This window comes from Vibrio sp. 2092 (assembly GCF_033339635.1).
GTDB lineage: Bacteria > Pseudomonadota > Gammaproteobacteria > Enterobacterales > Vibrionaceae > Vibrio > Vibrio alginolyticus.
Genome location: NZ_JAWOUY010000002.1, coordinates 532,925 through 558,537, shown reverse-complemented (window position 1 = coordinate 558,537; position 25,613 = coordinate 532,925). Strand labels below are relative to the sequence as shown.

The 25,613-nt window shown below is 42.8% G+C and carries 20 protein-coding genes; 6 read left to right on the top strand and 14 right to left on the bottom strand.

Annotation, left to right across the window (positions count from 1 at the left end; genetic code table 11):
* Nucleotides 1-104 precede the first annotated feature (104 nt).
* From R7P80_RS06210 to R7P80_RS06195, 4 genes are all read left to right on the top strand, one after another.
* Nucleotides 105-596 (top strand): type II secretion system protein, encoded by a 492-nt coding sequence (locus tag R7P80_RS06210; protein WP_005377704.1) that lies wholly within the window; start codon nucleotides 105-107, stop codon nucleotides 594-596.
* A 271-nt stretch (nucleotides 597-867) separates the two neighbouring features.
* On the top strand, nucleotides 868-2,607 hold the full coding sequence (locus R7P80_RS06205) for an ABC transporter transmembrane domain-containing protein (RefSeq protein WP_025766694.1): 1,740 nt from the start codon (nucleotides 868-870) through the stop codon (nucleotides 2,605-2,607).
* 3 nt (nucleotides 2,608-2,610) lie between these two features.
* Nucleotides 2,611-4,386 (top strand): ABC transporter transmembrane domain-containing protein, encoded by a 1,776-nt coding sequence (locus R7P80_RS06200; protein ID WP_213866545.1) that lies wholly within the window; start codon nucleotides 2,611-2,613, stop codon nucleotides 4,384-4,386.
* 250 nt (nucleotides 4,387-4,636) lie between these two features.
* The gene (locus R7P80_RS06195; RefSeq protein ID WP_017820633.1) at nucleotides 4,637-5,185 is read left to right on the top strand and encodes a hypothetical protein; all 549 of its coding nucleotides are present in this window, start codon (nucleotides 4,637-4,639) and stop codon (nucleotides 5,183-5,185) included.
* Between the two features lie 42 nt (nucleotides 5,186-5,227).
* Here R7P80_RS06195 and R7P80_RS06190 read toward each other — a convergent pair whose 3' ends face one another.
* From R7P80_RS06190 to R7P80_RS06155, 8 genes are all read right to left on the bottom strand, one after another.
* Nucleotides 5,228-7,450 (bottom strand): TonB-dependent siderophore receptor, encoded by a 2,223-nt coding sequence (locus tag R7P80_RS06190; protein WP_213893824.1) that lies wholly within the window; start codon nucleotides 7,448-7,450, stop codon nucleotides 5,228-5,230.
* A 199-nt stretch (nucleotides 7,451-7,649) separates the two neighbouring features.
* Complete coding sequence (gene fhuB / locus R7P80_RS06185) at nucleotides 7,650-9,626, bottom strand: Fe(3+)-hydroxamate ABC transporter permease FhuB (RefSeq protein ID WP_225491412.1); 1,977 nt, start codon at nucleotides 9,624-9,626, stop codon at nucleotides 7,650-7,652.
* A complete protein-coding gene (locus tag R7P80_RS06180) occupies nucleotides 9,623-10,507 on the bottom strand; it encodes an iron-siderophore ABC transporter substrate-binding protein (protein WP_047102208.1) in 885 nt (294 codons plus the stop codon). Before R7P80_RS06180 ends, fhuB begins: the two co-directional genes overlap by 4 nt.
* Before the next feature lie 11 nt (nucleotides 10,508-10,518).
* Complete coding sequence (locus R7P80_RS06175) at nucleotides 10,519-11,283, bottom strand: ABC transporter ATP-binding protein (protein ID WP_005389081.1); 765 nt, start codon at nucleotides 11,281-11,283, stop codon at nucleotides 10,519-10,521.
* Nucleotides 11,284-11,607: 324 nt separating this feature from the next.
* Entirely contained in the window at nucleotides 11,608-11,826 is a 219-nt protein-coding gene (locus R7P80_RS06170) for a hypothetical protein (RefSeq protein WP_005377723.1), read from the bottom strand.
* 87 nt (nucleotides 11,827-11,913) lie between these two features.
* Nucleotides 11,914-13,038, bottom strand: a complete 1,125-nt coding sequence (locus tag R7P80_RS06165; RefSeq protein ID WP_225491413.1) for an HD-GYP domain-containing protein — start codon at nucleotides 13,036-13,038, stop codon at nucleotides 11,914-11,916.
* Nucleotides 13,039-13,312: 274 nt separating this feature from the next.
* Entirely contained in the window at nucleotides 13,313-14,518 is a 1,206-nt protein-coding gene (locus R7P80_RS06160) for an aromatic amino acid transport family protein (protein ID WP_033905238.1), read from the bottom strand.
* A 161-nt stretch (nucleotides 14,519-14,679) separates the two neighbouring features.
* Nucleotides 14,680-15,873, bottom strand: a complete 1,194-nt coding sequence (locus R7P80_RS06155) for an iron-containing alcohol dehydrogenase (RefSeq protein ID WP_136977065.1) — start codon at nucleotides 15,871-15,873, stop codon at nucleotides 14,680-14,682.
* 629 nt (nucleotides 15,874-16,502) lie between these two features.
* Between R7P80_RS06155 and R7P80_RS06150 the strand changes: the two genes are divergently transcribed.
* Complete coding sequence (locus R7P80_RS06150) at nucleotides 16,503-17,768, top strand: HD domain-containing phosphohydrolase (RefSeq protein WP_136977064.1); 1,266 nt, start codon at nucleotides 16,503-16,505, stop codon at nucleotides 17,766-17,768.
* A 54-nt stretch (nucleotides 17,769-17,822) separates the two neighbouring features.
* Here the strand turns inward: R7P80_RS06150 and R7P80_RS06145 are convergent, their stop codons facing one another.
* On the bottom strand, nucleotides 17,823-18,425 hold the full coding sequence (locus R7P80_RS06145; RefSeq protein WP_154204619.1) for a 2OG-Fe(II) oxygenase: 603 nt from the start codon (nucleotides 18,423-18,425) through the stop codon (nucleotides 17,823-17,825).
* A 160-nt stretch (nucleotides 18,426-18,585) separates the two neighbouring features.
* Nucleotides 18,586-19,356: a TerC family protein gene (locus R7P80_RS06140; protein WP_005377734.1), complete on the bottom strand. Its 771-nt coding sequence runs from the start codon at nucleotides 19,354-19,356 to the stop codon at nucleotides 18,586-18,588.
* A 411-nt stretch (nucleotides 19,357-19,767) separates the two neighbouring features.
* Between R7P80_RS06140 and R7P80_RS06135 the strand changes: the two genes are divergently transcribed.
* Complete coding sequence (locus R7P80_RS06135) at nucleotides 19,768-20,706, top strand: LysR family transcriptional regulator (protein WP_005377737.1); 939 nt, start codon at nucleotides 19,768-19,770, stop codon at nucleotides 20,704-20,706.
* Nucleotides 20,707-20,725: 19 nt separating this feature from the next.
* Here the strand turns inward: R7P80_RS06135 and R7P80_RS06130 are convergent, their stop codons facing one another.
* The 4 genes from R7P80_RS06130 to R7P80_RS06115 all read right to left on the bottom strand — a co-directional run bounded on the left by R7P80_RS06130 (nucleotide 20,726) and on the right by R7P80_RS06115 (nucleotide 25,430).
* Nucleotides 20,726-21,607, bottom strand: a complete 882-nt coding sequence (locus tag R7P80_RS06130; protein WP_225491414.1) for a YjjW family glycine radical enzyme activase — start codon at nucleotides 21,605-21,607, stop codon at nucleotides 20,726-20,728.
* A 22-nt stretch (nucleotides 21,608-21,629) separates the two neighbouring features.
* Nucleotides 21,630-23,174, bottom strand: coding sequence for a YjjI family glycine radical enzyme (locus R7P80_RS06125; protein WP_225491415.1), 1,545 nt, complete (start codon nucleotides 23,172-23,174; stop codon nucleotides 21,630-21,632).
* 212 nt (nucleotides 23,175-23,386) lie between these two features.
* Nucleotides 23,387-24,010, bottom strand: a complete 624-nt coding sequence (locus tag R7P80_RS06120) for a LysE family translocator (RefSeq protein ID WP_005377741.1) — start codon at nucleotides 24,008-24,010, stop codon at nucleotides 23,387-23,389.
* A gap of 202 nt (nucleotides 24,011-24,212) precedes the next feature.
* Nucleotides 24,213-25,430: an HD-GYP domain-containing protein gene (locus R7P80_RS06115; protein ID WP_025766705.1), complete on the bottom strand. Its 1,218-nt coding sequence runs from the start codon at nucleotides 25,428-25,430 to the stop codon at nucleotides 24,213-24,215.
* Nucleotides 25,431-25,613: the final 183 nt, after the last annotated feature.

Sequence of the window (25,613 nt, the reverse complement as noted above, 5' to 3'; positions counted from 1 at the left end):
ATTTGCAATCCCGATCTCTTACTATCATCCTTTTTTAATACTTGACCTGAAAGTTTCTATATCAGAATAGCCGCCTATTCGTTTCTAAAACATGGAGAAAGGCTGTGCGTCGCTCTCAAGGATTTACTCTTATTGAACTCATTGTGTGCATCATCATTCTTGGTATTGTAAGCGTCGTTGCATTTCCTAAATTTCTTGGCTTACAAAAAGATGCCAGAGTGGCGGTTCTATATGGAGCCAGAGAAGCACTCATGACCGCCAACAACTTTGTCTACACCAAAGCAGTGATTCAATCTCAAGAGACAGTAGATGGCGGCATACAATATAACATTGATCTAGATAATGACGGCCATAACGACCTAATTGGTTACTTTGGATTTATCAAAAATGTTATTCCAGCAAAAGAGCTAGCAGGCTTTGATCCGCAACTCACTATCAACACTTGGTATGGGGTAGATAGCCCAGACGAGCCCTACTTCCTTATTGGTTTTGCAAACAAGCCTGTTGGTCCAGAACATATGTGTTATGTCGAAGTTTACTACCCAGAAACTCCTGGTGGCCAAGTGAAATACAAAATACAAACTGACGATTGCTAATTCCCATAGAGAGTGGCAGTAACACTTTTACTTTTGGTGTCTTCATCGTTATTGCAAGGTCATGGCTCCAAAACCAACATTAACAACTATTTCACATAATGTCGTCGCACAGTTAGCTCATAGAGATAAAACCAGTAATTTGCGCCGACACATGGTTATAATTGAAACAATCTATCGTTTTTAAACCCGCCTATAACTTGTGCTTGTAAACTCATCATTTCGCTCAATAATAGTTCTATAACAAATTCAATAATTTAAAGCGGGAGGCGTAATGAGAATATTCTGGCAGCTACGTTGGTATTTCCAACAAAAGTGGAGGCACTATGTCGGATCCATTCTGCTTTTCGCTGTGATATCAGCACTACAGCTTGTTCCGCCCAAAGCAGTTGGCATCATAGTTGATGGCGTCGTAGACAACACTTTAGATACAAATACGCTGATTCTATGGCTCTCAGGGTTAACTGTACTGATCTTTACTATTTATGGGTGTCGCATCTTATGGCGAATTTGGCTTTTCGGCGCAAGCTGGGAGCTCGGGACCATTCTACGTAACCGTCTATATAGGCATTTATCGACACAGCCACCTCGTTTTTTTGAACGTTACAAGACGGGGGATCTGATGGCTCGTGGCACTAATGATGTGCGTAATATCGTTATGACAGCCGGCGAAGGGGTTTTAACCGCCGCAGACTCTTTGATCACTGGTATTGCGGTTTTAATCATTATGGTAACGCAAGTAAGCTGGAAGCTCACCGTAATGGCGCTTCTTCCAATGCCATTTCTTGCCATCATCATCTTCTTTATTGTGCGTATCCTACATCAACGCTTTCGTGTCGCTCAGGAAGCCTTTTCTACCATGTCAGACATGACACAAGAGTCACTTAATGGCGTGCGAATGCTGCGTGCTTTCGGATTAGAAAACCAAGAGCAGCAACGTTTTGAAGAGGTTGTGGATGATACTGGCGAAAAGAACATCGCTGTCGCAAGAGTCGATGCTAGATTTGACCCGGCAATTCAGTTAACCATCGGTCTTTCTTTTCTTCTTAGTGTCGCTGCTGGTGCTTACCTTGTTGATAAAGGTGAGATCACGCTTGGTGATCTGACCGCATTTACGATGTATTTAGGGTTGATGATATGGCCGATGCTGGCATTCGCATTCCTATTTAACATTTTAGAAAGAGGCTCTGCTGCGTGGAACCGATTACAAGAGATCTTTGATGAAAAGCCAGAAATTATCAGTGGCAATAAGCCAATAGAAAATAAACCACTTCCGTTAAAAATTGATATCGACGATTTCCATTGGTCTAGTGATTTACCGCCCGCTTTGACGGAAGTAAACATCGAACTGGAACCCGGAAAAATGTTGGGAGTTGCAGGGCCGGTAGGAAGCGGAAAATCGACCCTGTTAACACTACTTTTGCGTCAACATGATTTAGAAAACGGCTCAATTAAATTCGGGGATGTCGAGATCAAGGATGCCCTACTACCGCAGTGGCGCAACCGTTTTGCTGTCGTTAACCAAAGTCCGTTTCTATTCTCCAAATCTATCTTCGAAAATATTGCCTTAGGCAACCCTAATGCAGAGAAAGAAGAAGTCTATAGAGCAGCAAAGTTAGCCTGTATACATGACGATATTGAAAAGTTTCCTGAAGGCTACCAAACAGAAGTTGGTGAAAAAGGCATTACACTCTCCGGCGGGCAAAAACAACGTATTGCGATAGCACGCGCTATGCTGCTGAATGCCCAAGTGTTGGTTTTGGACGATGCACTTTCCGCTGTTGATGGACGGACCGAACATCAAATCCTTAAGAATTTGGAAACACACTACCGTGATCAAGCCCTAATCGTTATTGCGCACCGCCTCACCGCTTTGGAAGCAGCAGACGAGATCATTGTATTGAATCACGGACACATTACTGAACGTGGGCAACATAGCGCTTTATTAGCGCATCAAGGCTGGTACGCCGAGATGTTCGAGTATCAGAAACTAGAGCAGGCGATGGAGGAATAATGAATGAACCAGACCAGCACGTTTAAACGGTTAATGTCTTACCCATTATCTCAACCAAAGCCAATGATTAAAGGACTCGCCTTACTGTTTATTGCAGCGTTAGCCAGCGCCGGCGGCCCTTGGTTGATTCAATATTTCATTGATGAGCACATCGCTAAAGGTGACTATTCACAAAATGTTCTGATTTCGCTAGCAGTAGGTTATATCGCTCTTCAGATCGTATCGGCAACATTCCAGTATTTTCAGTCATTGCAATTTAGCATTGTCGCGGCTAACACGATCAAAGCGATTCGTAAGCAAGTATTTTCTGGCGTGATTAAGCAGCCGTTATCTGCGTTTGATTACACTCCTGCTGGAAAATTGGTGTCGCGAATCACCAACGATACGGAATCTTTACAGCAATTTTATGAGCTTTTGATCGCGACCGTGGTGAAAAACGTGGTCATGATTGTCGTAATGCTTGGCGTTATGTTTTTCATGAGCTGGAAGCTCACACTCGTTGTGCTTGTATTGCTGCCGATCGTCATCGGCTTTATGTACTTGTTTAAGCAGCTAAGTACAGAAAGCTACCGAAAGATGCGTGACCTATTGACCGATATAAATGCGAATCTGAGTGAATCCATTCAAGGGATGAGTGTCATTCAATTAATGCAACAAGAAGAGCGTTTTAATAAACAGTTCAACGAGCTAACCGCAGAGCATCTGGTGGCATCTAAACGAGTGATTCGGCTAAACGGCTATCTGCTAAGACCATTAATGGACTTACTCGCTGGTCTTGCGTTGCTTTGCTTGGTTGCGATCTTTGGTTTTAATGGTATTGAGTTGATTGGTGTGGGGGTACTGTATGCATTTATCAGTTATCTTGCGCGAGTTACTGAACCACTAATTGAGATGACTCAGCAACTTGCTCTACTTCAGCAGGCGTTAGTATCAAGCGAACGTGTTTTTGAATTGATTGATGCGAAAGAACAAACTTACGGGGGCGATCATCAACCATTAAGGTCAGGTGCTATCGAACTTAAAGACCTCACATTTAGCTACGATGGTAAACAGGACGTCCTAAAAGACATTTCGTTGAAGGCCACCCACCAAGACTTTATCGCGCTTGTCGGGCATACAGGAAGCGGTAAAAGCACCTTAGCGTCACTGTTAATGGGCTTTTATCCAACTCAATGTGGTGAACTGCTCATAGATGGTCGTCCACTTAAAACATTAGGGAAAGACGTACTTCGCAAAGATGTGGCAATGGTTCAACAAGATCCACATATTCTCCCTGCTTCAGTCAGAGAAAACATCTCTCTCAGTCGGGCGGTTGATGACAATCAAATATGGGATGCGTTAGACAAGGTAGGTTTGGCAGAACAAATTCATCGTTACCCTAACGGGCTAGACACGCAGTTAGGTCAAGGCGAAACTAATTTATCTGCAGGTCAGAAACAGCTTTTGGCGTTAGCACGTGTGCTTGTGGTAAAACCTAAGATATTGATATTAGATGAAGCAACCGCAAATATTGACTCAGGAACAGAGGCTTTAATCCAAAAGAGCTTGGCGGTCCTCAGACAAGACATGACGCTCGTTGTTATTGCTCATCGGCTTTCAACTATCTTAGATGCAGACCAAATCATTGTTCTTCATCATGGGGAGTTAGTCGAGAAAGGCACACACAAAGCACTCTTAACGCAAAATGGTCGTTATGCTCAAATGTATCAGTTACAGCAAGCAAACCGACACCTACAACAGATTGAAGAAGACACCAAGCAACTCGAAGAAGCGGTGTGATTTTATGCCCGTGCCTTCTTTTATTTAGTCGGCATGGGCATAATTGGTGTAACTTCAAAATTTAGCCTTGTAAGCTTCCAATTTCTTCATAATGTGAACTAATTTTCTATTTCTTACCTATTATTGACATAACCCCTCGCTATATCACGCAAGGTCGTTGTAAAATCGTACGGTACTTAAGTCTACTGCCTGTGGCATTGGGCTGAATTCCGCTTTCTAATTATGCACATTAATCTCATGACACAAGTCCATGGACAAAGATAAGTTTACTAACATCTATCGCTTGCCTGGTTCGATTCAAATTCGTATCGGTAAATGGCAAAAGACGTTCCGCGGCACCTCTGATTTAGTTTTACATCAGGCGCTAATGGAGCGTAATAAGCAATTTAAGAAGCCAGACTTTTTACCTAAAGGCTGGTGTGTCACTCCTGTTGATGAAAACGACATTACCATTACGCATCACGGTAAATATATCCAAACCGTTATGCGCACAATGCTGGACAGAAAGGTCTCATACAAGCGACTGTTCCTATCTCGAATGAGTCTCGAAGATGGTGAAAAAGTGCTCCACAATTACAAGCTGGAGTGGGTAAGAAAACATAACCAGATCGCCAAAAAGTACAATCAAATTAAAAAGAAACAATATATGAACTTTGCAAGAGAAGAAGAGGAAACCCTCTACCCTTCGATTCCAAAGGGTGAGTTTGACAAAACATTATGGAACAAACTTGTCGTATCATCGTTTGGCCCGCAGAAAAAGTACAAAAACCCGCACTTTGTCCGTAAAGCCGATTTCTAAATAAACCCCCCTAAAGTGAGGGGTGTTTATTTATACGTTAACTCACCAGTCGTAAGTTAAACTTGCAATAACATTTTGTCGGTCGCCATACCAACAAAAGCCATCACATGTCGCTATGTACTTTTTATCCGCGATGTTTTTAGCTGCGACTTGTAGCTTGTAATCGCCGATTCGATAACTGACCGTCGCATCCATTAAGAAATAACTTGGTACTTTTAGTCTCTCTTCATTGTCTCCGTATGACTCACCTGTATAGCGCGCGCCTAAGCCAACAGCAAAGCCATCAAGAGGTCCATCAAAGAAACGATAATGTGCCCAAGCTGATGATACGGTATTCGCCACTTGGGAAGGTGTTTTGCCAACCCATGCCTTATTGATGTCTTCTTTTATCTCTGCATCAACGTACGCAATGTTCCCGATCAATGTTAAGGATGGTGTCACATTAGCTACAGCTTCAAACTCAACGCCGTTATTTTCTATTTTTCCTATTTGCGTTAATTCACTCAAGTAGATACGAGCCAAGTTTTCTTTTGTTGCCCGATACGTTGCAATATTGAAATAACCATCAAATGAATCCGGTTGGTATTTCATACCGATTTCAAATTGATCACCGCTTTCAGGCTTCGCTGGCTTACCATTGCTGTCTTCTTGAATAATTGGATCAAAGTACTGAGAGTAACTAAAGTATGGCGTGAAGCCAGAATCAGAAATATAAGCCGTTCCCACGCTAAACGTCCACTCTCCATTATCGACTTTCGTGCGAGCACCCGTGGTAACATTATGTACTTCATTACTTGTATCGTCGTAACGTGCGCCCAATAACATCGCCCATTTATCGTTGATCAGCATATGATCTTGAAAGTAGACGCCGAGCTGCTGATTATCGATTTTCGTTCTTTGCTTATCGGTTTCGCTCAATGGTTGTAGCGTATTCGGATCGAGTAACATTATGTTATCCGAATAAGTAGGATTAAATACATTAAACCTAGGGTCAGGCAAAGCTCCCATTGGTGTGTTTAAGAGCGCATTACCATCAGCAACGATAGGATCATTCGCAAAATCTTTACCATCGATACTGATCATTTGAAAATCTATGCCCAACATCAAGTTATGCTCAACACTTCCCCAATTTACTTGGTGCATCAAACGATTATCGATATTAAAAGCATCAGATGACCCATCTTCTGTTGAAGCACCCCGAAGTATGGTTTTGCGTTCATTTGATGGGTCCAAAGCCGGCCCCAACGCAGGCACGTCAGCCGAGTAAACGTACGAATACATTTGTCTTAGCTTAACATCCATTTCGCTGTAACGAGCTGCTTGAACAAATGAAGTGGTATCATTAAATGCATGAGAAAACTCATAGCCTAAAGACATCTGCTCACGCTCAAACGTCTCCCAGTTAGGATTGCCTATCGCTAAACTATCACTGATCTTTCCATTTTTGTTTGGCGTTAACGTTCCTTCAACTGGCAAAAATTGCAGATAAGGATCTGAGTCGTCTTTTTGATAGCTCGTTAGAAAGGTAATTTCAGACGTCTCATTAAATTTGTACGTCATCGATGGAGAGAGAAGAATGCGCTCTGCTTCTACCCTACTAATTCTCGTCCCATTTTTTCTCGCTAACCCTTGAAAGCGGAAAGCTAGCTGCTCACTCACCTCAGAGTTTACGTCAAGAGAAAGTTGTTTACGGTCTTCAGAACCGTACTCCAAAGATACAAGTCCTGACCCCCCATCAAATTGAGGTCGCTTACTGACAACATTGATAACCCCACCTGGAGGGTTTTGCCCATAAAGAACAGACGCTGCACCACGTAAAACTTCAACCCTCTCTAACGCAAACGGATCTATTTGCCAACTATAGAAGCCAGAAGAATATAAACGGGTACCATCTTGATACAACCCACTGTTCGCCTGTTTAAAACCACGAATAATAAACCAATCTTGCTTGTTATCTTCGCCGAAATAATTAGTTTGAATGCTTGGTGTGTACTGTAGTGCGTCAGAAATGCTAATAGAGGCACGATCATCCATTTGCTCTCGCGTAACAACAGACACCGCTCTTGGAGTCTCATTGATAGCAATATCAGTTTTCGTCGCTGCCCGACTCTTCGCTCCGAGATAACTAAAATCTGGACCAACTGCACTGTCTTGCTGCTGTCCAATCACAACTATATTTTCATCTTCCTGAGCCAAGACATTTGGCGTTGATACAGCTAATACAACCGCCATCGACGTTGGTGTCAGCATAAACTGCCGAGTCATATTCTCTCCTTTTTGTCGGCAGCCAAACCAACCCTTCATGACTTCAGCGACCGCTGAAAGAAAAGCGAGTTACGGCATCGCCAGTTGTTTCCGTAAAAGACAAACCAGAGGTTTTGCATAAAGCACTCGCATAGGTTACGAATGCCACTACGAGTGCTTATTTGTATAAGTACTTTCTTGGTTGAGGCTTAGCTCATTTCTATAAGCGGCGTAAACCCCACATTAAATACAAACCGCCAATGAGAGACGCCATAAGCCCTGTTGGTATTTCTTGCGGGTAAAGGACCTGTCGTCCCAACCAATCAGCCAACAACATCACCCCTGCCCCCAGTATCGCGGCGCATAACATGTGTTGTGACGCTTTGTTAAAACCAAATAAGCGAGCTAAATGCGGAGCCAACAACCCAACAAAGCTAATCGGACCAACAACCAATGTCGCACTGACCGTGAGACAAGCAACTAAAAGAAGCAGTGTTGCGCGTGAACGATCAACTCGAATTCCAAGCGCTTTAGAGGAAGCGGCACCGACAGGAAGAATATCTAGCCATCTTACGCAGAGAAAACTCAACCCTATAAAGACAAGCGCAGATAAAGACAACGGGAGTAACGTTTCAACCGAGACATAGTAGGTAGACCCTGACAACCAAGCCAATGCTTGATAACTTCTTGGGTCACCAGTGGCTAGAATAAAGCTCTGTATTGCATTCATCAGTGCGGTTATCGCAATACCAGTCAACAAAATACGCTCCGGCTGAAAGCCTGATTTACGGTTTAGCAGCACAATGACTAATACCGTCGCTAATGCACCTACGAACCCGCCTAGAGAAAGAGTGAAAATTGACGAACCAAACCCAGTAAACATCGCGATGATCAATCCCATCGCTGTCCCTGAACTGATACCGATCACTTCAGGACTTGCCATTGGGTTTCCACTTAGGCGTTGAATCATGGTTCCAGCAATCGCTAACATTGCCCCCGCAATTGCTGCTGCAAATAATCTAGGTGCGCGCCACTCCAAAAAAATCCAATTTTGGCTAGCAAATAAGTTTGTCCACCCTTCATTTTGCACAGCAACCGTGGCAAAAAGAACAACAGAAATTAACGTGCCGATCAACGCCAATGAGATCGCTTTAGGGTTTAGCTTGTAAACATGTTGACGGTGTCGAGTTAACACTGTTTGAGTATGGCTCTGCGTCTTTTGTGATAAACGAGGTAACAGCCATAACAGTAACGGAGCGCCCAGTGCAGCGGTTGCTGCTCCCGTTGGTATAAAACTCGCCATTAGCCCTGGCAGTTGCTGAATAACCAAATCGGTTAAAGTCAATAACATGGCACCAATCAGCATTGATACCCAAAGCTTATGCTGGATTTTATTGATACCTATCAATCGAGTAATCGCTGGCGCCGCTAACCCGATGAAACCGATGATTCCTACGGCAGAAACCACCCAAGAAGTGATTAACACCGCAAGCCCAAGACAGACAAAACGCAACTTAGCCAGCGAGACACCTAAACTCTTGGCACCTTGCTCGGAGAGTTCCAACAGACTTAACGGCTTTGCAATCACAAATGCAATGATCGTAGCAAGTGCGATTCGAGGGGCAAGATACGAGAAATCTCCCCATCCACTCTGAACAAGCGAACCGGCTCCCCATATCATTAAGCCATTCAGCTTTTCGGTATTCATCATCAGAATAACCGTACTTAATGATGCAAAGTACAGGTTTATCACTAACCCAGAAACAACGACAACCGTTGGAGATAACGCTCGTCGCCATGACAACAGCATCACCAACCCCATCGATATCACACCGCCGATGAGAGCAACCAAATTAGGCGCGATATCCAACATCCAAGGTGCGAATAGCGTAGCTAACATCAAAGCAAAACTTGAACCGCTCGCCACACCAAGTGTCGTGGGTGAAGCGAGAGGGTTACGCAGCACTTGCTGCATCAATACCCCAGCAACCGCCAATCCAGCACCAGATATAATCGTGGTGAAGACTCGAGGCCACCAGCTAAAGTGAAGTAAAACCGAATCTATAAATTGAAAGTTAGGCTCCCATAAACTGCTTAGAGCTAACGAAAATGAGCTTACTTGGTACAATTGGAAAGCACCAATAGAAAAGGTAAATGCCGAAAGTAACACCACAAAGCTTAAAGGCATCGTTTTCATTGTGTTAACTCCTCGACCTTACTCGCCGTAACTAACTCTGCGAAACGGAGGGCTGAAGGCATAGAACCAAAACTCCAAACGGGCGCGACTTGCATGACCTTTTCACCAGATTGTTGAACAACATATTGCCAAAATGGGTCTTGAGAGAGCTGCTCCGCTCCACCGTAAGGTAATGGCTCTACGATAACAATTTGAGCTTTTATGCCAGCTAACTTGTCGATGCCAACTAGGCTAAAGCCCCAGCTATTCGTCTTTTCATTCCATGCATTACTCAGCCCAATCTTTTCGATAGCCTGAGAGTAAAGACTATTTTGACCAAAAACACGTACGTGCTTTGTATCCATAAACTGAATCATTAGTAGTGGCGGCTGGCCTTTATTTATACGCTGTTTTAATAAAGTAAAACGTTTTTCATATTGTTGGATAAGCGCCTCTGCTTCCGCCTCTCTTCCCAGCTCTTCACCAAACCTCCGAGTGAAACTGGTAAGTACCGACCAATCTGTAATCCCGCTTTCATATAAGTCAATGGTGGTAACCGGGGCGATATCAACTAAGTGATGCTTCATTGAGGAGAAGTACGGGGCAATAAAAATACGATCAGGTCTGAGCTCGTAAATGCGCTCTATATTGGGTTGAGTCCTTAACCCTACATCCTTTGTTTGAGGCGGTAACGGTGGTGACTTTACCCAAGCATCGTAATCTTGCCCTTGAGCAACGCCTACAGGTACGACCCCTAAAGCCAACATCGTTTCAGTTTGTGTCCAATCAACCGACATCACCCGAGGTGATGCGTCAGCTAGTGCTTGAAAAGAACTGACCAAAAGCGCACTAAGTGAGAGAGCGAAAGAGAAATGTTTAAGTCGAGTGTTTGTACTGCTCATTATTCCAACCTTTAGCTTGGCATCGCCACCGGATAACCCGCAGGGTGGTCAGAGATCATCATCTCTATCCCATATATGTCCCTCAACTTAGGTTCAGTAAACACCTGTTCAACATTGCCTTGTGCAATCAAATCACCTTGATGTAATGCAACGATGTAGTCGCAAAATCGTGCAGCCAAGTTGATGTCGTGCAATACGATAATAACGCCCAAACCCAGTTCTTGACTGAGTTTAGAGATAAGCTTCAACATATCGACTTGATGGCTGATATCTAGCGCAGACAAAGGCTCATCAAGAAGCAAATACTCGGTTTTTTGGGCTAACAGCATAGCTAGCCACACACGTTGACGCTCTCCTCCAGATAACGTGTCCACTAAGCGATCTGCGTATTTTAGTGTGCCTGTCATCGCCATTGCTTCTTCAACAATGTCGTGATCTTTCTTACTTAAACGTCCAAGTAAACCATGCCATGGATAACGACCAAAACCGACTAAATCTCGACCTAAAATACTGTCGGTCACCGGAAGATGCTGAGGCAAGTAGGCAATATGTTGGGCGAATTTTTTCGCTGAGAGATCGTTAATGCTCGTTCCATGCAGAACCACGTCACCAGCTGTGTATTGCTGTTGCTGTGCCAGCAACTTTAACAATGTGGATTTTCCTGAACCATTGTGTCCAACAAGGGCGTATGTTTTTCCGGGTTCAAATGTCACATCAAACGCTTTTAGCAATGACTTGCCTTCAATCTCAAACTGGAGTGCTTTAGCTTCCAACATCCCTACTTCACCTAATAGCCATTTACGAATAACAGTTATTCAAAGCTCTCATTCGTTGATCACGTTTGCCGTTCTTATTCAACAGAACGATTAATAAGGGAGGTTTTATATAACAACAAAGATACAAATGCAAACCGTTGTCATTATCATTACATCAACAAGATCATTGAGAGAATTGCTAAGTGTTGGTGATAATTTGCTCTGCTGAACTTCATTAGTAAATTATAGGCAGGTCAACGAGAGCAGCGGTCTCCCACTGCTCTCGCATAAATTTGAACGAATACTGCAGCGTATGAAGAAATGAAAAATGCCGCAGTGAATACATTAATGACGAGCGTCAGCGCCAAACTCTACTTCTTTATAGATATCGGCCAGCGACTTTTTACCTTGTTTGTCTTTGGCTGAACGCTTTTTCTTAGTTTGATAATGGTATTCTTGCTCCTGAAGTGCTTGTTCGTGCTCTTTTGCTGACTCAACAAACTCAGGATTTGCAAGTGCTTGTTGGCGTAAGCGGTTTACTCTTTCAAGGGTTTCCCACAACATACTTCACCTCCAAACTTATTACTGTATATAAAAACAGTATTGTTTAAATGTTCCTCCTCGTCAACATTTCAACTCCGTTACTGATCTTTACATTAATCCCAAGCCTGTATAGTGCTCGGGATATTTGTGGATGATTTGCTTTATATAACCTTGATGCTCTCGCAGAGCATTAACACATTCTCGAGATAACCATCCCTGATACACCCATTTTTCAAGTTCTAACAATGCGTATGGTATGGACCACGCTTGTCTATACGGATGGTGCGTTGTCATAAAATCAAAGGCATTTGCGGCAGCCGTAATTTGGGCGGCTATTGGTATATCATCACTGGTTAAACCATACGGATAACCAGTGCCATTTAAATTTTCGTACTGATAAATAATCATCTGCAAAAACAAAGTCACACTCGGGTGAACCGGATTTCCGATACGGGCAACTATGTCATCCGCTGAATCGATACAACGCTCAATATGTTGAATCAATATCGCCTCTTGTTCTTGAGAGTAAGTTGTTCGGCGGCTAGCAATTTCAACTGGCAGCTGACTATCACCGAGCGCATGGAACTGAGCAAAAATACCAATATCTTCGACCATTTCGTCATTCAGGTGATAACGATCCGCTAACTGCGTTGCGATAATTTGACTGTAGTACTTCATGCGTTTGGTATGCGCGTAATACTCAGGTGAATAGCCTGGCATCATACATTGCATTCGGTTCGCTAGCGTTTCTATCGCATTGACTACTTGAGTTTCTGATTCAACCGCAAATCGAATCATTTCGAAATAAGGTTTAAGACCATTCAGCGCTTCTAAACTAAACGCATCACGTTGAGTGGAGTTCAAAAATACAAAACCAGTAAAAGCTTTATTGTCATAACAAGGAATAGCAGCCGACGACTGATATCCGTGTTTGAGTAAAATTTGAACCCGAGGACAGTGCTTAATATCATGAAGGTCTTCGACGATACGAGGAACCGCGTTTTTAGAGGCAATATTGAGGTGGTGGAGTTTACGGAATGCTGATTCGTGATGGGCTAAACACCAAGTGTCGAACTCACTTTCTGCAAATGATTTGAGCACATCTTGGTCTGGGTGATATTTTGCAAATGACACCCTATCAATACATGGCAAGTGCGCCTGCATCCTGCCTTTTAGCGTTTGCAGTTGCTCGTTAAGCGGTTTTGCAAACGGGTAAAAACTCCGGTGCGCCATGCTTCACCTCCACACCAAAGCAGAGAAACAAGAAAAGCTCATTGTGTTGCAAATTCAATGGTATTTTGAGCGGTTTTCTCCACTTAAATTATCGATATACCACAACTTAAGTGTACGAAATAAAAGCACATTTCTACCAATTTTTTCACCGGATATCTTACGGTAATTTGATCCAGATTAAAAAAGCCAACGAGCGAAACTCGTTGGCCTAACAATACTGATTGATTACGATGGATTCAGTAACTAGAAGTTATTCAAAGAACGTTCTAAACAACTAGCCTAGAGCAGGAAGCACACCCAGCGTAATTAACACCTGAGCGAATACGATGCCAGTGCCAGCGATGCCCGTTATCACTAGCGCACCTTGACCACCTGCGACGCGGTACTCCCCAGTAAAATCATCCGATTTACGAACCTTGATCACCATAACCAAAGGCAAAAAGATGGCTAAAATCGCTAAGGCAATCGCTGCATAGCCCAAAGCCATAATAAAGCCTTGAGGATAGAAAAGTGCGAAGCCTAGCGGTGGAGTAAACGTCACTAGTGCCGCAATCAAACGATTAGGCTTATCGTTACTTCCTTTGATGGTATCACCCAAAAATTCGAATAGACCCAAACTCACGCCAAGGAACGATGTCAACAATGCCAAGTCAGCAAACACACCAACAATGCTACCCAAATTTGATTGGTGTACTGTCTGAGATAGTTGACCAATCAGTGCGCTCAACCCTCCGTTCTCAACAAGCGTACTTTGGCTAACCACACCCAACGTCACGATTTGCCAAAAGATATAAATAACGAGTGGAATCGTCGAACCAATAATAACGGCTTTGCGTAAAGAAGAAGTGTCACCGTCTAAGTAATTCACAATTGCAGGTATACTTCCGTGGAAACCAAACGAAGTAAAGATCACCGGAATCGCCGCTACAACAAGGCCTTGTTCGATTGGCATACTTAACAAGTAAGATTCCGTAACGTTTGGAGCAAGAAAAGAAAGCACCGCAACCATCGCAATGAGCTTCATCGCGAACAGAACTCGGTTTACTTTATCGACCGTACCGGTACCCACTGTCACAACTAAAGTCACAATCAAGGTAAAGATTATCGTTGATGTAGGCCCTGAAATATCGAGGTCAAACCATTGTGCAAGGCGGTCTCCGAACTGAGCACCACCGCCAGCGATATACGCTGCACATAATGAGTAGAAAAGAAACAACATCGCAAAACTTGCCACCCACTTGCCTTTTTGACCTAGGATCTGTTTCGCCAAAGTATGAAGTGTAGCACTACTCTCCGCATGTTGATGAAGCTCAAGCATTAGCAAGGCAGTGAAAGCCATCAGAGCCCATAAGCCTAGCATGATGATAATAGAAGTTGAAAAACCAATGCCGGCAGAGGCAAGTGGAAGCGCTAGCATACCAGCGCCTATTGTAGTGCCCGCAATAATTAGCGTACTACCGAATACTTTAGAACGACTCATTGTATATTAATCTTTACACTTTATTAGAAATTATCAGTATTAGATCGGGCAACGGCGGACCGAAACCAACACCATATTTGTATTGCCGTCGATATTGTAGGATCTTTAGCAGAAGATCAAGCAAAGTGTAAGGATAAAAAACCACACATGTAAACTATAATTTACACCTTACTGATATTTAACAATAATTGTGTGCATTCTTCCCTGTTCATGAACTTGGGAACAGGGTAATTCCAGTGCGCCTCTTTCAGAATTAAATCAACAAGCGCATCAGCATCTTCACGTTGAATGAGCGCACTGGTTTGCTCAATATCAATAGTTGAAAACAAGGACTCCAGATTCGCCAAAAAATGCTGAGCACTTGCGTTACCTAACTGCCCCTCGGCCGTCAACTCATCGAGCTTTCTTAGTTGAGGCTCAATCTCTGATAATGAAAAGCGCAGCACAGGCAACAAGGCTAATCCGTTTGCCATACCATGAGGTATTCCATATCTCGCACCGAATGTGTGAGCAAAGGCATGAACATAACCCAAACTCGCTTTGGTAAATGCTAAACCCGCGTAATAGGATGCCATAGCCATTTTATGACGAGCTTCGACATCATCCCCTTGCATCACAGCCCTAGGAAGATATTTAAAAATGAGTTTAATAGCGGCAACCGAATAAGCCATCGTTTCTTGAGTAGCGTTTTTCGATACATAGGCCTCAATAGCGTGGGTTAATGCATCAACGCCAGTATCAGCCGTGATCTTAGGAGGTAAACCAATCATTAAATTCGCATCTAAAGCTGCCATTAGTGGCACCAACTTTGGATCCATTAAAGGGGTTTTAATGTGTGAGGAGGGATCTGACACGACCGCAGCAATAGTAACTTCACTTCCGGTTCCAGCCGTTGTTGGAATAGCAAAAAGCGGCGCTGGCATTCGCCATACCTTCAATAGTCCAGCTAATTTTTTTATTGGCCGTTTATTGGTAACTTTCGCAGCGATAACTTTTGCACAATCCATTGCAGAGCCGCCACCCAAAGCTAATATGCCCTCACAATGAAAACGATGATAAGCCTCTAGACCGCTCTCTACCTGATCATAGGTAGGATCGGGCTTAACTTGCGAGAAAACATCTAACTGTAAATCGAGTTGTGCTGCTGCCTCAAGCACCTTATCAACAATACCGACTTGGACTAACCCTTCGTCGGTAACTAACAAAACGCGTTTAAATCCCAGCTCGGTCATCGATTCTAATAGCTCATTCATCGAACCAGGGCCGGAAAACAAGGTTGGTCTCGGCATAGGAAGGATATGGGCTGCTATTTTTAACCCTGCGGTGTAAGTCCGATATAAACGATGCTTCAACATACGAAATCCTTTTCATTTAGAGCTATCATTCTAGCTACTTTTACTACCTATGCTTACTTTGCAATCACACATTTTCAATAAACTTATCTCACTAAAAGGGCTAGCATCGCTGGGAAACCGTACCATTTTATTATCTTTCCTCAACGACATGAGCTACAGAGTAAATGTTTTCAACGACGCTCTATTGTCATGTAGTTAGCAAGCTGCTTTCCCTATTACTCTGTTAGTTACAGAGCAAGCCTCGAAGAAGTCTTCTTATTTTTTGCCTTCAAAAGCAACAATATGAATTCTGTTAATCAGACATCAATACCGTGTGTCTCTGGTTGAGCCCGAACACGATCTACAAAAATAAAAATAAGAATGCGTTACATCATGATTTATTGTCGTTTTCAAATAAGTCAACAAGAGCAACAATAATCTTTCAAAACTTATACTTAGTTCAAATATCTGACTCTTAACCATGAGCTTCAGGTGATATTATTATGCAACTAGGATTATTATCCCGCCCATAATCAAAACTATGTCTAAACGCCCACCTTTTTGGGGTCTATTCGCTGTCGTACCCAATTTTTCCTATCACCTTCTGATTTGGGTTTAGCGTGGGCTAATTAGCAATGTCGGTATAAACCATGAATCATTCTTGCCATTCCCATACGGACATGGGCTTTGAAGTCGATCTGAAACAAGCACTTATCTGGGTTGCTCGAGCACTCGACTATGTCGGTGTTGATGATACGCACCATAGCCATCGTGTCGCTTACATCGCTTACCAATGTGCTCGGGTCATGAACTGGGAACCAGAAAAAGCGGAGTTTTGCTACTTCGCAGGGATGATCCACGATTGTGGGGTCTCCGAAACACAAGAACATAAAATGTTACTTGAGGAGTTGGTGCCACAAGATGTAAAAACACATTGCTTAAGAGGATACCGAAGCCTCAAGCAGTGTCGTTTGTTGCGTCAGTTTGCTACACCTGTTCTTTACCACCATACACATTGGAGTGAACTAAAATATCTTGATTTACCGCCTTTTGAAAAAGAGGTCGCTGCCCTACTCTATTTAGCCGATCGTCTCGATTTTATGCGTTCCAAATACGTCATGAACTGCCACTGTGACATTGTCACTCTTCATGAAGAACTAATTGCAGAATGCATCATGGCAAACGCTGGAACTTTGTTTAATCCAGACATGGCTAAGGCAATGGTTAGGCTCGTTATGACCGACGCATTTTGGTTCGCGATGGAGTCTGAAAATATAGAAACCATCGGATTAAACTTTAAAAGCATTGATTGGCTTCAAAAACAGCTCACCATCCAAGATATGAATAGTTTGGGCATGTTTATCGCTCGAATTGTTGACGCAAAAAGCCCATTTACTTATCAACATTCGCAAAAAGTGGCGGAGTTATCTCGGTATCTAGCCATCAAGCTTGGGTTCTGTGAGCACGACCAAGAGATGTTATTTATTGCTGGGTTGGTGCATGATATCGGAAAGTTAAAAACACCAGATGAGATTCTTCATAAAGAAGGCTCTCTTAATAAACAAGAGTATACGCGTATTAAACGCCATACAATTGATACTCAGCTCGCATTACACAAAGTGTTTCCCAACGCTAAAATAGCGGAGTGGGCCTCTAATCATCACGAGCGTTTGGACGGTTCTGGCTATCCTTATCATAAAACAGGAGACGAACTCGATGTACCATCGCGTATTGTCGCGGTTGCCGATGTTTTTCAAGCTCTGTCTCAGGACCGTCCCTACCGCGGACGAATGGCTCAAGCACAAATCGCCGCGATTATGGGTGAGCAAGTCGCTAAACAAGAACTTTGTTCTGACGTCTATGCAGTGCTAGAGCGAAACATGACCGAGTGTTACGAGCTATCAACTAATGTTTAATCGATAAAGGGCGTATCTACGCCCTTTGCTGATTTTATGCTGGTTGCAAACCAATCATTTTGCAATATCAAGTACATTGTCTCGCACACCATTGATTCTGAACCAACCTGCAATACTGAAACGCTCAGCATTGGTCGGTAAAACCTCATGCGGGAATTGCTCAGATAAGAATAAAAGTAAGCGTCCCGATTGAGGAGGGATGGTTGCTATCTTATTATCATTTAGATCGTAAACCACCAATTCACCTGCATCCTTTTCCGTCCAAGATTCGTTCATGTAAAAAACGGTTGTCAATCGACGGTTTTCATTACCTTTAAAACAATCTAGATGCTTTTGGTAGAAATCCCCTTCCTCGTACTTGGCAAAGTGAGCTTCATACTCAAAAAGTCCCAGAAACAAGTGACGGTTCACTTCTTGGCGTATTTCTTCCATCTTATCTAAGTAAGAAGTAACCGCGTGCCCCATATTGGGCGATAACCATTGAATTTTGTCACTTCGAATTGACTCAATACGAGTCACATCGTCATTACGACCAATACGCGCTTTTTTCCAGTTACTTGGAATGCAGTCTCGCAATTGATCCACTTCTTGTTCAGAAAGAAAATCATCCCAGATGTAGTAACCATGGGTTGCTAACGCATCGATCATTTTATCCATTATTGTCGTTCACTCATATTAGTTGGGCGGTCTATATAAAAAATCTTCAACCCCACAACAAATGCGATTTTTTGTCGAAACGACAACAAAATAAAAAGAGAGTAAAAATAGGTGATGACGAATATAAAAATGCCGCTCATATGAGCGGCAATATCTTTTATTATTGACGAGCTTCTAATCTGGTTGGATGAACTCGCAACGGACTAAGACGTTTAATAGTCGGGCGTTGTTTGTTTTTTAACTGGATATGACAAAGTTCCAGAATTAAGCCGAATGCCATCGCAAAGTACACATAACCTTTGTTGATATGAATTTCGAAGCCTTCTGCCATCAATAAACCACCTAACAAAACGAGGAATAACAAAGCAAGTGTCTTAAAACCAGGGTAACACGACACCAGGTTATTGATTTTTTCGGCTGTCATGACCATCACGATAGCAGACGAAACAATCGCTGCGACCATAAGTGGGACATCACTTGTCAAACCAACGGCGGTTATCACCGAGTCCATCGAGAATACAGCATCCACGGCAACAATCTGCAACAGAACTACCGCTAAACCAGTACGGGCGTGAGTTGAGTGAGCCGACTCGTTGTGATTTAACCAACTCCACAACTCTTTCAGGCTTTTAGCCAAGAGGAATGCACCACCCGCAATCATGATGACGTCTCTTCCGGTAAACGCTTGGTTCGCCAAAGAAAATAGCGGTTGAGTCAGTTGCATGATCCAAGAGATTGAAAACACTAAACCAATACGAGCAATAACAGCAAGACCAATACCAAGGTTTCTTGCCAGCTTGCGTTGGTGCAGCGGCAGTCTTTCACATAAGACAGAGATAAAAACGACGTTATCAACGCCTAAGACAACTTCAAGCGCAAACAAAGTGGCGAAAATAGCCCAAGCTTCTGGTTGCATAAAAAGTTCTAGCATGAGCATGTCTCCAATAATAAGAAGACATATGGTGAAGGGTTTTGCCGACTAAAGGGGTCGTCCATTAATTATTTATACCTTTGTTACTGAGGGATCATGAGTAAATCACCAAACAATCAACAAAACAATATCTATTTTAATTAACAAGGAACAAGTTTAATTCGTGTACAAATCAATCAACTCCTCCAAATTGATTAAAATTACATAGAAGCTTTAGAATTGAATAAATGAAAGCATTAAAGTCCAACAAAACTAAGATAAATTTCTAGACTTATAAGCACCATCAATCCTTATGCAACCCATTAAATGCATTGAGCTCAAAGAGAAACAGGCGTATTTCCGAGATAAACAATAGTAAAAATTTGTTTCATGCTGATATACTGCCAAAAATCATAAGAAACCATGCTATTTATGGACTACATTGCTCTTTCGCGTATAAGCCTTAAACATCTAACTGTTTTACATATGTTGTTAACCACTCACAGCGTCACACTTGCGGCAGAACGCTTGTGTGTAACACCATCGAGCGTCAGTAAAACGCTCGGACAGTTGCGCGAAACGCTAAAGGATGACCTTTTTTACCGTGATGGCACTCGCTTAGTGCCGACAGCATTTGCGCTGCATATAGGCCCGTCAATCCATGGCATACTCTCCAGTATGAATGGGTTATTACATCAAGGCTCTTTTAATCCGGCTTACTATCAAGGTAGTTTTTCATTAGCAATGCGTGAAAGTTCGTTTGAGCTCTTTGCGCCAGTTCTACAGCACTTGTCCCAACAACTGAGCAATCACGCGCACTTGAATGTCCATGCGAAAGAGGAAATGAGCTTCGATGCATTAGCAAGAGGTCAAGTAGATTTTTTGTTGCTTCCTCACGATCTCAGCCAACCACCCACACAAAATAAAGACTTGGTCTGGAAAACCATTTTGAAAGACGAAATGGTTTGCTTAATGAGAGCATCGAACCCACTCGCTGAGCAACCCTTATCTGTTGAAAGTTACCTTTGTGCAAGACACATCGGTATTCATGATAAAGATCTGTCACAACCTTATTTTGAGCAAAATCTCACCCAAAGGCATTCAAAACGAAACTTGGCCATGCGTGTAGCCGACTTTGGTTCAGCTGCGGTGATGTGTCAGCACTCGGATTACTTGTTCACATGCTCCAAGCTTTGGGCAAGAGCGGCAATGCAAGCAAAAGGTTTGGTTGAGCAAGCTCTTCCATTCGATTACGGGCAAGTAGCCTACAGCCTCGTTTGGAACAAAGCGAGCTTAAACGATCCCGCTTTAAAATGGTTACAGCAACAATTACTCGACGCTTGCGCCATGTTAGATGCCTGTGATGCGTAAGCATAGATAAACAACAGTACTACGTGAGTACTGTCGGCACGGTGATAGGGTTACTCACGTAGCATCGAAGCTCTGATTTTAAGCGTTCGATATCATGATGAGAGCACATATCCCAAGTTAACGCCTCCCCCACTACTCCTTGATGCTGAAAGGCATTTAAACGGATAAGCACCGATTCAGGAAGAGTACTCAAGTAACGTCCAATTGCTACGATTTCTATATCTAAATCACTTTTTTGGGGAATATGCAGTAAGCGGACCTCGTACAATTTTTCGTGTTCAACTAGGTATTGAAGGGTTTTAAATACACGATGATTATCACGCCCAGTTAGCCACTGATGCGTCTCCGTCTGCCACGCTTTCAAATCGATCATTGCGCCATCCAGAAAAGGTAGAATACGCTGCCAACCAGCAACCGCTAAAGAGCCGTTACTGTCGATGAAACAAGAGAGGTGCCGTAATTCAGGATCTTGTTTTATCCCTTTAAACAGCTCAATAATGAAAGGAAGTTGTAAGGTAGATTCCCCACCGGATACTGTAACACCACTGATGAAAAAGCGATGTTTGCGTATCAAATCGAGCATTGTTACTACAGAGTAGTCAGTAATTTTTGGATTAGATTGGTTCTGACATATCTCTATACAATGATCGCAGTGGGTGCACTCCTCTTTAAGCCAAACAACGTTGTTGTTTTCGTCGAACTTCAATGCGCCTGCTGAACATTCACTCACACACTCACCACAATGATTACAATGGTTTATCGTGTGAGGATTGTGGCAGTTCAAACACTGATAGTTACAACCCTGTAGAAAGATGACTAGACGATTTCCTGGCCCATCAACACAAGAGAAAGGAAGGGTACGAGTGACTTTTGCCAAAAGGCTTCCACTTCGTCTAGACATCTTGTTCTTTCCTAAACCGAACTTATGCCTGCGTGTAAGTCGGTGTTACTTCATGACTCACCACACGTGGCGAGCGTTCTAAAATTCTGGTATTTTTTGCTGCTTCTGCACCTAGAAACGTCGTGTTGGTTCTCGAACCTTCTTCATCATATTTCGCGACGTCTGAAAGTTTGATCATGTAGCCTGTCACGCGAATTAAGTCATTTGAAGTGACATTCGCGGTAAACTCACGATAACCAGCATTTAGTGCCCCTTTACATAAATTGAACATCGCTTCTGGGTTAGATTTCACCGTTTCATCAATCGTCAAAATATCGCTGATACCCGCACGATAATACTGATGATGCTTCGCCGTTGCTTGTACATAAGTGACAGGATCTGGCTCTGCACCATAAGGCAGACGTACACCTGGCGTAACATCATGATCTAAGCTAATGCCGCCTTGTGCATGTAAGAGCGCTTTGCCATCTAAACCATATTTCACCGGGGTTGAGTCCACCAGTTTAGCCAGTGTTGCTGAAACATCATGAGCAAAAGTATTTGCTCGATCATTTTTTCCGTATCGCCCTATTTGCCCTTCTTTTTCAAATAGAAGGTTTACCGCTTCGGCCATGCCGTACACGCCATACATTGGCGCGAAATAGGACTCTTTTATCAACCCTTCTTGCGTCAAAAAGCCTTGAAAGAAGTTCGATTTTTCATGCAAGTGCGTGCTTCTTGCGTTTATGAGCTCGACCATTAATCGATGGTAAGAAGGCAACGCACTGTTTAAGAAGTCGTTACAGTCTGATGCTCGTTTTGCAACTTCTTTTAAATTCATTCGCACCAATGTGTTCGATCCACCTGCTAATGGAAGCGAGTTGTAGCAACTTACAATACCAAAGCGTGAGCCGTTGTAGGCTTTCGCGTGCATTGGGTAATTGGCGATATGCGGTTTACTGCATTCACAAATGTTCTGTGTCGCTTGACGAAGTAAATCATCAGGTGTAACTGTCTCGTCGTACATAAAGGTGAGATTCGGTGCGATCTGCTTGAGCTCCGCATCTACTTTTAAAACAGTGCGACAAATAATGTTGTCTGTCGGTCCGACATTCACATGCATAAACGCATCTGGCAATGTGCGATCCAGCATGATCCAAAAATGTTTTAACTTTTTGTAAATCTGGCTCTCTGTTAGGTCGCCTATGTAAGGCAACAAGACATCATCTAACTGACCTAAGTAAACCGGAATGTTCGTTACCGAAGGAACATGATGGTAAATGATGGTAAGCATATTCAGCGCATCATCGAAATCATCAGCCGGAGACAACTCTAAATAGTCCGAGCCTTGCGATAGAAATTTAGCGTAATCAGGCAACACATAGCGAGGTTTAAACGGTGCATGACCTTCAAACATATCGCAGATGATGCCTTCATCCATTGCTTGTCTCAGTGATGGAGATACGGTCATGTAAGGAATGCACGCTTCGGCCTCTAAAGCTAAAAAGCTCGACTTCTGTTTTGGAGAAAGACGGACGTCGGTCGCGATATCTAGAAAACGTTGTTGTAGTTTAGAAAGGCTTGTCATCTAAGATATTCCTACAAAGTAACCACAAGCCCACAAGACAAAATACGAGCTCTACCCCTAAAGAGTAACGTGATTTTACTCCTGCTTGGCTGTTGCCACTAATGAAAATAAACAAAACGTCTATTTCCATTCTGGAAATAAGACAAAGCTAAATTAGCGCATTCCAACTTACTATATGGGAAAACCTAACTGCGTACCGAAGTCTGTCTTATTTATCGGTTTGCCGTCGACAACATCACGCCAGCACCAATAAATACTCCACCAGTCAAACGATTGAACAACTTCGCTCTTCCAGCGACAAACAACCAATCAGAGGCTTTTACCCCTAACAATGCATAAAATGTTAGCCAGCTAAGCTCAAAAACCACAAATGTAGACGCGAAAATCGCGTATTGAGCCAGTAGCGGTGCGGAAGGTTCAATGAATTGAGGAAACAAAGCGGTGAAAAAGACTATCGCTTTGGGGTTACTAGCGCCAACAATGAAACCACTAGTGAACGCGCTGAACGCTGTCGCGGAACTTTGAGTCGTTGCCGTTTTATTAAAATCTGTCTGAGATGAGCGCAACGCTTGAATACCTAACCAGATTAAATAAGCGGCACCACACCATTTGATAATATTAAAAACTAACTCAGATGAAGCAATGACAACTCCCAGCCCGGTAAATGAGAGCGTAAGGATGATCGTAATCGCAGACAAACTGCCAAGTGCAGTCATGAAAGCAATACGAAACCCACTACTCACTCCTTTACTCAAACACAACAGTGAGCTTGGTCCTGGTGAAGCAGTGAGCACGAGAATGGCAAGAGTGTAAAAAATCCATGTATCTATTTGCATTGGCATCCCTTCCAGAAAAATGAGGTTTATAGCCCATTGTGTATAGAACTATTTTATCGCCCGGTTTCTATCCATGAAGCCGAGGTCTTAATCACCATCTTGCATCTAAATAACTTAGAAAAAATTAATAGATAGTTATGCAAATAAAATACGACCTACATGCAAGGATGTAAAGCCTGTTGTATAAGCTTATCTATTTCTCTTAATCATAAAAAGGCTTAGGATCGATCTCTAACGATGAAGGCGCTATCGCTCTTTCAATTTTGTACGCACTCGTTTTTAAATCCACCATCGTGACATCAATGTATCGTTTATACTTGCGGGAGTAGAAACATTTCACTTCTGGCTTTAATGCTTGAGATTCATTTGAAGACCAAACAATACCAACACGCCCATCGTTCAACTCGACAATAGAGCCTACGGGGTACATCCCAATGCAATTAATGAATTTGTAAACTAAGTCGGCGTCTAAATGAAATGGCGTTAGACTCAACAAGATTTTAAACGCTTCGGCAGAACTCATGCCTTTTTTGTAACAGCGATCAGCCGTTAGCGCATCGTAGATATCTACAATACAGCTCATACGGCCGTGAATTGGAATCTCCTCCCCCTTCAAGCCTCTAGGATAACCATTGCCATCTAACTTCTCGTGGTGCATCAAACAAACATCACGGCTTACGTCACTAAGTCCTTTTACGTGAAGGATAATCTCACCTGCGAACACTTGATGTAGCTTCATATGTTCAAATTCTTCAGGCGTTAGCTTCGCTGGCTTGTGCAAGATCTTATCATCGACTTTAATTTTACCTACATCATGAATAATGCCACCTACAGCAAGCTGTTTTAGCGTTGGCTTATCCAAGCCCAAGTACTTACCGAATGACACTAAAAGACAAGCGACATTGACGGAGTGTTCCAATAAGTAAGAGTCTTTTTTTCGGAGTGCAGAGACACACTGCAACGCATCTGAGTCAATCAAAACACTTTCAATGACATCGTCAGCCCAAGCTTCTACTTCATCAACTTCAATGATTTTTCCTTCAAAAGTTTGATTCAATAGTTTCTGCGCCAAATCTTTTGCTTCGGCGATCAGCTTTTTGGCTCGCTTGTGTTGGATGTCTCTCGAACGATAAGTTCGTTGACCCCTCTTAAAATCTGAGTGTTTCTGCTCTCTCGTCTCTTTAGTGGCATCAGTTGATTCATCTACAGGCTTGAAGACACACTGCTGCGAAGATAATGTTTGATCTACCCAAACATACTTTACGCCACTTGTAGCAAGCTTCTTAATGCCTTCAGGGCTAGATATCCGCCCTGCATTGGCTAAATTGACGCGCTTGTTGTGCTCTATCGCGGTAACAAACATACCAACGCCGATATCAGCGAGCGCAATTTTGATTGAATTTTTCGGATCGTACTGCATATAAAGAAGGCTTACTCGATATTAACGTCCGCATTATAAGAGATTTGATTACTTGGCGTGATAATAAATTTGAATTGATTACAATTAATGAGCATCCTGTCAATTAATAATCGGTCGCGCTCATTAAGTCCTTTTTGTTATTATGGTTTTATCCAAGATAACATATATACAAATGACGTTAGA

Excerpts from the sequence above, each read along its gene's own strand:
- R7P80_RS06180 (WP_047102208.1), bottom strand. The coding sequence starts at position 10,507 with ATGAGCAGTACAAACACTCGACTTAAACATTTCTCTTTCGCTCTCTCA.
- R7P80_RS06195 (WP_017820633.1), top strand. The coding sequence starts at position 4,637 with ATGGACAAAGATAAGTTTACTAACATCTATCGCTTGCCTGGTTCGATT.
- R7P80_RS06125 (WP_225491415.1), bottom strand. The coding sequence starts at position 23,174 with ATGACAAGCCTTTCTAAACTACAACAACGTTTTCTAGATATCGCGACC.
- R7P80_RS06190 (WP_213893824.1), bottom strand. The coding sequence starts at position 7,450 with ATGACTCGGCAGTTTATGCTGACACCAACGTCGATGGCGGTTGTATTA.
- R7P80_RS06155 (WP_136977065.1), bottom strand. The coding sequence starts at position 15,873 with ATGTTGAAGCATCGTTTATATCGGACTTACACCGCAGGGTTAAAAATA.
- R7P80_RS06165 (WP_225491413.1), bottom strand. The coding sequence starts at position 13,038 with ATGGCGCACCGGAGTTTTTACCCGTTTGCAAAACCGCTTAACGAGCAA.
- R7P80_RS06130 (WP_225491414.1), bottom strand. The coding sequence starts at position 21,607 with ATGTCTAGACGAAGTGGAAGCCTTTTGGCAAAAGTCACTCGTACCCTT.
- R7P80_RS06145 (WP_154204619.1), bottom strand. The coding sequence starts at position 18,425 with ATGGATAAAATGATCGATGCGTTAGCAACCCATGGTTACTACATCTGG.
- R7P80_RS06150 (WP_136977064.1), top strand. The coding sequence starts at position 16,503 with ATGAATCATTCTTGCCATTCCCATACGGACATGGGCTTTGAAGTCGAT.
- R7P80_RS06170 (WP_005377723.1), bottom strand. The coding sequence starts at position 11,826 with ATGTTGTGGGAAACCCTTGAAAGAGTAAACCGCTTACGCCAACAAGCA.
- R7P80_RS06140 (WP_005377734.1), bottom strand. The coding sequence starts at position 19,356 with ATGCTAGAACTTTTTATGCAACCAGAAGCTTGGGCTATTTTCGCCACT.
- R7P80_RS06160 (WP_033905238.1), bottom strand. The coding sequence starts at position 14,518 with ATGAGTCGTTCTAAAGTATTCGGTAGTACGCTAATTATTGCGGGCACT.
- R7P80_RS06135 (WP_005377737.1), top strand. The coding sequence starts at position 19,768 with ATGGACTACATTGCTCTTTCGCGTATAAGCCTTAAACATCTAACTGTT.
- fhuB (WP_225491412.1), bottom strand. The coding sequence starts at position 9,626 with ATGAAAACGATGCCTTTAAGCTTTGTGGTGTTACTTTCGGCATTTACC.
- R7P80_RS06115 (WP_025766705.1), bottom strand. The coding sequence starts at position 25,430 with ATGCAGTACGATCCGAAAAATTCAATCAAAATTGCGCTCGCTGATATC.
- R7P80_RS06175 (WP_005389081.1), bottom strand. The coding sequence starts at position 11,283 with ATGTTGGAAGCTAAAGCACTCCAGTTTGAGATTGAAGGCAAGTCATTG.
- R7P80_RS06120 (WP_005377741.1), bottom strand. The coding sequence starts at position 24,010 with ATGCAAATAGATACATGGATTTTTTACACTCTTGCCATTCTCGTGCTC.
- R7P80_RS06200 (WP_213866545.1), top strand. The coding sequence starts at position 2,611 with ATGAACCAGACCAGCACGTTTAAACGGTTAATGTCTTACCCATTATCT.
- R7P80_RS06205 (WP_025766694.1), top strand. The coding sequence starts at position 868 with ATGAGAATATTCTGGCAGCTACGTTGGTATTTCCAACAAAAGTGGAGG.